Consider the following 5,503-nt stretch of genomic DNA (forward strand, 5'->3'; position numbering starts at 1 on the left):
CTCGGGACCGCGGCGGCCGCGGCGGTCCTGCTGAGCGCGCTGCTGCACAGCCCGCTGCCCTGGCTGCTCGCGCCCCTGTTCGTGCTCGTCGGCCTGCATGGGGTGAACAACCCGACCCTGACCGCGCTCGCGCTGTCCCGCATCACGCGCGGAGCCGGATCCGCCTCCGCCGTGCTGGGCACCATGGCCGCCCTGCTGGGTGCGCTCCTGCCGCCGCTGCTGTCCCACGCCGGGGTCTCCGCGACCCTGATGGGCGCGACGATGCTCATCGCCTTCGCGGCCGCGCTCGCGCTGCTCGCCGCGACCGCACGCGCCACCAGGGCCAGGGGCTGATGCCGGGAACTTCTTACGAATCCGTGATCTCCCCGCGCCGGGCCTCGCGCAGGTTCCTACGCTGAGGACATGACCGGATCCGCGTCGCGCGAGAGAGCCCTGGCCGCCGCGGCCGGGGTCGCGGCGGCCCTGCTCGGCATCGGCGCCGGCGAGCTCGCGGCGACGCTGCTCGCCCCGTCGTCGAGTCCGCTGGTCGTCGTCGGAGGCGTCCTCATCGACGCCGCCCCCGCCTGGGCGAAGGACACCGCGATCGCGTGGTTCGGCACCGGGGACAAGGCGGCCCTGCTCACCGGGATCGCGATCGTGCTGCTCGCCGCGGCCGCCGCGCTCGGGCTCTGCGAGCAGCGCTGGCGCAGCATCGGCGTCACCGGGTTCGTGGTGCTCGGCGCCGTCGTCGCCGTGATCGCGCCGCTGCGCGCCGACGCCGCGCCCCTGTCGTGGCTGCCCGCGCTGCTGGCCGGCGTCGTCGCGGCCGTCGTGCTGCGGATGCTCGTGCGACGTCTGCCCGTCTCCGCCACGGCCCCGACGCCGGACTCCGCCGCGCATGCCGCGCCTCCCGCGCATGCCGCGCCCGCGGTCGGGGACGGCACCTCCCGGCGTCGCTTCCTGGCCTGGACCGTCGGCACCGCGGCGATCGGAATACTCGCCGCGGTCGCCGCGACCGCGGGTCGGGCCGGATCCGTCGCCGTCGGTGCGGTGCGCGCCGCGCTGCACCTGCCGAAGCCGGCCGCGCCGGCTCCGCCGATCCCCGCGGGCGCCGCGCTGAAGGTCGACGGGATCACCCCTCTGGTCACCCCGAACGCCGACTTCTACCGCATCGACACGGCGCTGATCGTCCCGCAGGTGGATCCGGCGCAGTGGAAACTGCGCATCCACGGGCTCGTCGCGCACGAGGTCACGCTCACCTGGGACGAGCTGCTCGCCCTGCCCCTCGTCGAGTCGGCGGCGACGCTGTCCTGCGTGTCGAACGAGGTGGGCGGCGACCTGGTCGGCAACGCCGTGTGGCTCGGCTACCCGATCCGCGAGCTGCTCGCGAAGGCGCAGCCCTCGGCCGACGCCGACATGGTGCTCTCGACCTCGGTCGACGGCTTCACCGCCGGCACGCCGCTGGAGACCCTGACCGACGACCGCGACGCGCTGCTCGCGATCGGCATGAACGGCCAGCCGCTCCCCTTCGAGCACGGCTTCCCGGTGCGGATGGTCGTGCCGGGCCTGTACGGCTACGTCTCCGCGACGAAGTGGGTCACGGATCTGGAGGTCACCCGCTTCGACCGCGCGACCGGGTACTGGACGGATCGGGGCTGGTCCGCCCGCGGCCCGATCAAGCTCTCCTCGCGCATCGACGTGCCGCGCCCGAACCGCCCGATCCCCGCCGGCGACACCGTGATCGCCGGCGTGGCCTGGCAGCCGCACGCCGGGGTCTCCGGGGTCGAGGTGCAGGTCGACGACGGCCCCTGGCGGCGCGCCGAGCTCGCCCCGGCGATCTCCGCCGACACCTGGGTGCAGTGGCGGCTCCCCTGGACCGCCGCCGCGGGGCAGCGCGTGCTCCGCTGCCGGGCGATCGGCGCCGACGGCACGGTGCAGACCGAGCAGATCGCCGCCCCCGCCCCCGACGGTGCGACCGGCTGGCACACGGTCAGCGTGACCGTGAACGCCTGACCCCGGCCCGCGGGCGATCCTCACGGAATCCATGCGCTTCACTTCCTTCACGAATTTGTGATATCGGCGTAGCATCGCCGGCATGAACACGATCATCCGCACCGACGGCCTCACCAAGCACTATGGCCGCGTGCATGCGCTCGACGGGCTGGACCTCAGTGTCGACGAGGGCCAGGTGCACGGCTTCCTCGGCCCGAACGGGGCCGGCAAGTCCACCACGATCAGGATCCTGCTGGGTCTCGCGCGCAAGACCGGCGGATCCGCCACGGTCTTCGGGGACGACCCGTGGACCGCGGCCGTCGGCATCCACCGCCGCGTCGCCTACGTGCCGGGCGACGTCAGCGTCTGGCCGAACCTCTCCGGCGGCGAGGCGATCGACTTCCTCTCCCGGCTGCGGGGCGCGTCGACCAAGGACCAGGGCTACCGCGCCGAGCGGGAGCGGCTGATGACGGCGTTCCAGTTCGACCCGCGCAAGAAGGGCCGCGCCTACTCCAAGGGCAACCGGCAGAAGGTCGCGCTCATCGCGGCGTTCGCCGTCCCCGCCGATCTCTACATCCTCGACGAGCCGACGAGCGGGCTGGATCCGCTCATGGAGGTCGTCTTCCGGGACGAGGTGCAGCGGATCCGGCGCTCCGGCGCGACCGTCCTGCTGTCCAGCCACATCCTGTCCGAGGTCGAGCTGCTCTGCGACCGCGTCAGCATCATCCGCGCGGGGAGGATCGTGGAGTCGGGCACGCTCCCGGAGCTCCGCCACCTCACCCGCACCGAGGTGTCGTTCGAGGCCGCGGACGCGTCGGCGCTGACCGGGATCCCCGGGGCCCACGACGGCATGATCGACGACGGCCGGGCGCGGTTCACGGTCGACAGCGACGCGATCCCTTCCGTGCTCCCCGTGCTGGCCCAGCGCAGCGTGACGGGCCTGCGGATCGAGCCGCCGTCCCTCGAGGAGCTGTTCCTGCGGCACTACGGCGACGACCTCGCCGCTCTCCGCGCCGCCGAGGACGACCCCTCGGCGGGGACCGGCACCCGCACGCGCGCATCGCGCCGGGCTGCCGCGAAGGAGTCCTGATGGGCGCCCTGCTCCGGCAGCGCCTGCGCCGCGACTGGCTGCAGGTGCTCCTCTGGATCCTCGCGACGGTCCTGATGGCCTATGCCGGCTATGCCGGCGTCACCCAGTCCTACGCCACGCACACCGACCGCGTCCAGGTGCTGTCCGCCGTGATGGCGAACCCCGTCATCATGATGTTCCGCGGACTCCCCTCCGGCGCATCGGAGGGGCAGTTCCTCTCCTTCGAGATCCTGCCGTGGCTGACGATGCTCGCGGCCCTGATGAGCACGTTCCTCGCCGTCCGCCACACGCGCGGCGACGAGGAGGCGGGCCGGGCCGAGCTCGTCGCCGCCACGCCCGTCGGGCGCGCGCTGCCCACCATCGCGACGATCATCCACGGCGTCGCCGCGAACGTCGTCCTCGGGGTGCTGGTCGCGCTCGCGCTGATCGGGTCCAGGCTCGACGCGACCGGCTCCTGGCTCATGGGCGCGACCTCCGCCACCACGGGCATCGCCTTCCTCGGGATCGGCCTCATGGCCGCGCAGCTCATGCGCACCTCGCGCGGGGCCAATGCGCTCACCGTGTGGATCCTGGTCGGCACGTTCCTCGTGAACGGGATCGGCAACGTCGCGGGCACCCCCAGCGACGACCTCACCCGCATCACGAGCTCCGGGCTCGTCTGGGCCTCGCCTTTCGGCTGGGCCGAGCAGGCCCGCCCGTACGACACGGACAACGGCTGGCCGGCGCTCCTCGGACTCGCCTTCGGGCTGGTCCTCGCGATCGTCGCCGTGGCTCTGCAATCGGCGCGCGACATCGGCGAGGGCTTCATCCCGGCCCGCGCCGGGCGGGTGCACGCGCGGCCCGCGCTGTCCACGCCGCACGCCCTCGTCTGGCGGCTCACCAACGGCGCGATCGTCGGCTGGGCCATCGGCGGCGCGCTCACCGGCCTGCTCGCGACCAAGCTGTCCGGGCTCGCCGGCCAGATCTCCGGTCAGAACCCCGCGGTGCAGCAGATCCTCGACAAGATCGGCAAGGCGGGCAACCTCGAGGAGACGGTCGTCTCGGTGTTCTTCACGATGATGGGGATCCTGGCCGCCTGCGCGGCCGTGCAGATCGTCGCGCGCGCACGGCAGGAGGAGGCGCACGGCACGGCCGAGAGCGTGCTCGCCCAGCCGGTCGGTCGCGTGCGCTGGCTCCTGGACTATCTGCTCGTGGCGACGTTCGCGATCGCGATCATCGTCGTCGCGGCGATGCTCGCCGCCTACGCCGGGCTCGCGGGCAACAAGGACGCGTCCTCGCTCGCGCAGGTCGTCACGGTCGTCGGCCTGGGGCAGGGTCTCGCCGCCTGCGTGTTCACGGTGCTCACGGGTCTCGTGTTCGTGCTGCTCCCCCGCGGCACCGTGGGCATCGCCTGGGCGCTCGTGCTGCTCGCCACCCTGTTCGGGCTGTTCGGACCGCTGTTCGGGCTGCCGGAGTGGACCACGCGGTTCTCGCCGTTCTCGGTCACCCCGATCGTCGCGAACGGCGACGTCGACCTGCGCGGCACCTGGTGGCTCGCCCTCGCGGTCGCGGCGGGCGCGGCGGCGGCCCTCGCGCTCATGCGCCGTCGTGAGCTGCAGGCGGCGGGCTGAGCGGGTCGACCGCGGGAAGATGGACTCATGAACGCGCAGGATCCGGCGCTCCCCGTGCATCACGGGGTCGACGCCGCGGAGGCCGCGGCGGCGATGATCGCCGCCGTCGGCTTTCCGCGCATGCCCGGCAGGGTGCTCATGGCGCTCATCGCCGCACCCGCCGACGGCTACACGGCCGCCGAGCTCGCAGACCGCCTCGGGGTGAGCCCCGCGGCGGTCTCCGGCGCGGTGCGCTATCTGCAGACGATCCAGGTCATCCGCCGCGTCTCCCGGCCCGATCGCCGCCGCGACCATTACCTGATCATCCCGGACACCTGGTACGGGTTGATGACCAACAACGGCCCCATCTACGATCGCCTCGCCGCGCACATCGAGGCGATCGGCGCGGAGCACGACGACCAGGCCGCACAGGACAGGGCGTCGGAGATGGCGGAGTTCTTCCGCTTCATGGCGCGGCGCATGCCGGAGCTCGTCGACGAGTGGGAGGCCTACCGCGCCGGACTCCGCGACGGCTGATCGCGACGCGGATCCACTCCGCCCAGGCCGGGCGTGCGGTCAGCTCGCCCGACGGCGCCCGTCGGCATCCGCGATCGGGAGCATCCCCACCGTGAGTCCGTCGAGCAGGCTGCCCGGCGCGATGCCCAAGGCGTCGGCGATCCGCACGAGCGTCGGAACGCTCGGCATCGCACGACCCGTCTCGTAGGCGCGGATGTTCGACGAGTCGATCCCGCTGTGCGCGGCGACCTGATCCTGCGTCAGCGTGGCGGCCAGACGGGCCCCGCGGATCTTCTCGCCGATCTGCGAGGCAGCGGCGGACGGAACTCGGGGCACC

5 protein-coding genes and 1 pseudogene are annotated in these 5,503 nt (G+C 73.3%); 5 read left to right on the forward strand and 1 reads right to left on the reverse strand.

The genetic code is table 11. The features are described 5' to 3' along the window. From B7X32_RS17790 to B7X32_RS17810, 5 genes and pseudogenes are all read left to right on the forward strand, one after another. Positions 1-333, forward strand: a pseudogene (locus B7X32_RS17790) (Bcr/CflA family drug resistance efflux transporter); the annotation flags it as partial. A gap of 69 nt (positions 334-402) precedes the next feature. Continuing rightward, complete coding sequence (locus B7X32_RS17795; protein ID WP_292722671.1) at positions 403-1,992, forward strand: molybdopterin-dependent oxidoreductase; 1,590 nt, start codon at positions 403-405, stop codon at positions 1,990-1,992. Positions 1,993-2,074: 82 nt separating this feature from the next. Further along, positions 2,075-3,061, forward strand: a complete 987-nt coding sequence (locus B7X32_RS17800; protein ID WP_292722674.1) for an ABC transporter ATP-binding protein — start codon at positions 2,075-2,077, stop codon at positions 3,059-3,061. Further along, positions 3,061-4,671, forward strand: coding sequence for a polyketide antibiotic transporter (locus tag B7X32_RS17805; RefSeq protein WP_292722677.1), 1,611 nt, complete (start codon positions 3,061-3,063; stop codon positions 4,669-4,671). Before B7X32_RS17800 ends, B7X32_RS17805 begins: the two co-directional genes overlap by 1 nt. 27 nt (positions 4,672-4,698) lie before the next feature. Continuing rightward, a complete protein-coding gene (locus tag B7X32_RS17810) occupies positions 4,699-5,187 on the forward strand; it encodes a MarR family transcriptional regulator (protein WP_292722679.1) in 489 nt (162 codons plus the stop codon). Between the two features lie 39 nt (positions 5,188-5,226). Here the strand turns inward: B7X32_RS17810 and B7X32_RS17815 are convergent. Then, positions 5,227-5,503: helix-turn-helix transcriptional regulator (locus tag B7X32_RS17815; protein WP_292722682.1), on the reverse strand; the 277-nt coding region annotated here is incomplete at its 5' end.

Source organism: Microbacterium sp. 13-71-7 (genome assembly GCF_002257455.1).
Lineage (GTDB): Bacteria > Actinomycetota > Actinomycetes > Actinomycetales > Microbacteriaceae > Microbacterium.

Bases quoted from the DNA above. Each gene is read 5' to 3' on its own strand.
- B7X32_RS17800 (WP_292722674.1), top strand. From the start codon at position 2,075: ATGAACACGATCATCCGCACCGACGGCCTCACCAAGCACTATGGCCGC.
- B7X32_RS17810 (WP_292722679.1), top strand. From the start codon at position 4,699: ATGAACGCGCAGGATCCGGCGCTCCCCGTGCATCACGGGGTCGACGCC.
- B7X32_RS17795 (WP_292722671.1), top strand. From the start codon at position 403: ATGACCGGATCCGCGTCGCGCGAGAGAGCCCTGGCCGCCGCGGCCGGG.
- B7X32_RS17805 (WP_292722677.1), top strand. From the start codon at position 3,061: ATGGGCGCCCTGCTCCGGCAGCGCCTGCGCCGCGACTGGCTGCAGGTG.